At 64.1% G+C, this 2,394-nt stretch carries 3 protein-coding genes; all 3 read left to right on the forward strand.

What is annotated here, in order from left to right; all coding sequences use genetic code 11:
• Positions 1-27: 27 nt before the first annotated feature.
• Positions 28-864: an inositol monophosphatase family protein gene (locus AC0AP0_RS12015; RefSeq protein WP_490430637.1), complete on the forward strand. Its 837-nt coding sequence runs from the start codon at positions 28-30 to the stop codon at positions 862-864.
• Positions 865-918: 54 nt separating this feature from the next.
• Positions 919-1,092: a ubiquitin-like protein Pup gene (locus AC0AP0_RS12020; RefSeq protein WP_490430638.1), complete on the forward strand. Its 174-nt coding sequence runs from the start codon at positions 919-921 to the stop codon at positions 1,090-1,092.
• Between the two features lie 3 nt (positions 1,093-1,095).
• Positions 1,096-2,394, forward strand: a 1,299-nt coding sequence (locus AC0AP0_RS12025; protein WP_490430636.1) for a proteasome accessory factor PafA2 family protein, incomplete at its 3' end; no start/stop codon positions are given.

A 2,394-nucleotide genomic window follows, 5' to 3' on the forward strand; every position in this document is an offset into this window, starting at 1 on the left:
ACCACCCGTTTGAAAGAGAAGAGAAGTATGGAATTGCGCGATTTGGCCATGCAGGCCGCCACCATTGCCGTGGAGGCTGGTCGTCATGCCCTTCAGGACCAGATCAACCCCCACGATCCCCGCTCTACCTCAGCCATCGGCCAGGGTACCCAGTTTTCGCCGGGCATCGACACACGTCTGATTCGCTACTGCCGAACCAAGATCGCCGCCCTGGACCCCATGGACGGCTTCTGGGAGGAGGAGGCCGGCAATCGCTGTCCGGGCGGCCGCTACTGGTGCCTGGGCCACATCGACGGTCCGGTCAACTATGTGCGCAACATGGCCGAATGGACGCTGACCATCTCCCTGTTCGCCGTAGACGAGAAGGGCCATGCTTCGCCGGTCCTGGGCATTGTGCATGCGCCGGTCCTGGGCCTGACCTATCTGGCCGCAAAAGGCCAGGGCGCCATCAGGATCCGACGGACCATCGTGGGCGACAAGCGGGAGAAGATCATTCCCTCCACCATGACCACCCTGACCGGATCAGTAATCAGCTTCGGCATGTCCTACTTCCCCAACGAGTCCGAAAAGGTCCTGCAGATCGTCTCGCGCATGGCCGGCAAGCCTGCCGACATCAAGCGCGTCGGTCCGGTCTCGCTGGACCTGTGCCGGGTGGCGGACGGCAGCTACGACGCCTACTTCGAACCGGCCTTGCACTCCTGGGACATCCCTGCCGTCTCTGCAGCGGCTGTCGTGGTCCGGGAGGCCAAGGGCACCCTCTGGCGCTGGGACGGCGGGCATGTGCGTTGGGAGGGCAGCAACGACGTGGTGGCCACCAACGGACTCATCGCGGAGGATCTGAATACGTATCTGAGCGGGCGCTGATCCGCTCCGGAAAGGAGAGCGACCATGGCTGAGGCATCCCAGCAGGGACGGCGCATGGCAGCCGGGCAGCAGCAGGAGCAGGAAGAGGATCTGCTGCAGACCGGTGCACATGAACAGGACCAGGCGGCTGGGTCCGACCTGGATGCCGTCCTGGATGACATCGAGACCACCCTGGAGACCAATGCTAAGGAGTATGTGCAGGGCTTCGTCCAGAAGGGCGGCCAGTGATCCATGGCGGACGGGCAGGGGACTGACTCGGACTTTCGCAGGATATTCGGCATCGAGACCGAGTATGGACTGAGCCTGACCGGTGCCAGTGCCCCATATGCCGCCGGCAGGGTGGCCATGGCCATGTTCCGCCCGCTCATTGTTAAGAACGGTTCAACCAACATCTATCTGCCCAATGGCGCCAGACTCTACCTGGATGTGGGCTCACACCCGGAGTATGCCACGGCGGAGGCGCGCGATCCGCTGACGGCACTGACCCAGGTGCTGGCCGGGGAGCGGATCATGACCGACCTCGCGGAGCGCGCCGGGAAACGCTTGGCGGAGGACCTGGGCAGGCCCGTGAAGGTTCACGTCTTTGCCAACAATGTGGATGCCCAAGGCCATGCCTTCGGCTGCCATGAGAACTACCTGTTGGACCGGCGGGTCCCCCTGGACATGATCGGAGCCTGCCTGGTTCCCTTTCTTGTCACCCGACAGCTGATAACGGGGGCGGGTCGTCTGAGTTCGGATGGGTTCCAGCTCAGCCAGCGGGCAGACTTTCTGGACGAGGCGGTTTCCTCGGCCACCACCCGTGCCCGTCCCATGGTCAACACCCGTGACGAGCCTCTGGCCGATCCTGAACGATGGCGGCGTCTGCATGTGATCGTAGGGGATACCAACCGGTCGCCGTTGGCCACTTGGTTCAAGATGGCCAGTACCCACCTGGTCCTCAACCTGATCGAGCAGGCCTGCCGTCGGGGCCGACGGTCAGACCTGGCCGACTGGGCCCTGGCTGATCCCAGTACAGCAGTCCGAGCCGTCAGCCGGGATCGGACCGGCCGGGTCACCCTGGAGCTGGAGGCTTCGACGAAGACCGGCGGCATCAGTGCTCTGGGTCTGCAAGAGGCCTATTGGTCGGCCTGCAGGGCCTTGGTGGATCAGGAGGAGGATATAGGCATCGACCGGTCCCAGGCTCTGCGTGCCCTGCAACTTTGGAGGTCCGCCTTGGATGCGCTGGATGCGGGGCGTTGGCGGGACCTGGCTGACTGGGTGGATTGGGCTGCCAAGCTGCGGCTGCTTCAAGGCCTGAGTCGACGTGGCGCCGGGCGGGATCTGGCCGAGGCTTTGGACTTGGACTATCACGATTTGAGCGCGGGAAGATCCTACCCTGGCCTGGTCGGGCATGGGCTCATGCGCTCGCCGGTCGACAATTCCGAGGTAGAGCGCGCCATGGATCAATCTCCAAAGGATACCCGGGCCCGTCTGCGTGGCGACTTCGTCCGCGCCGCAGACCGGGGGACACGCACATGGTCATGCGACTGG

The sequence above is a fragment of the Bifidobacterium sp. POST2/T3 (B1) genome (genome assembly GCF_058197115.1).

Excerpts from the sequence above, each read along its gene's own strand:
- AC0AP0_RS12020 (WP_490430638.1), top strand. The coding sequence starts at position 919 with ATGGCAGCCGGGCAGCAGCAGGAGCAGGAAGAGGATCTGCTGCAGACC.
- AC0AP0_RS12015 (WP_490430637.1), top strand. The coding sequence starts at position 28 with ATGGAATTGCGCGATTTGGCCATGCAGGCCGCCACCATTGCCGTGGAG.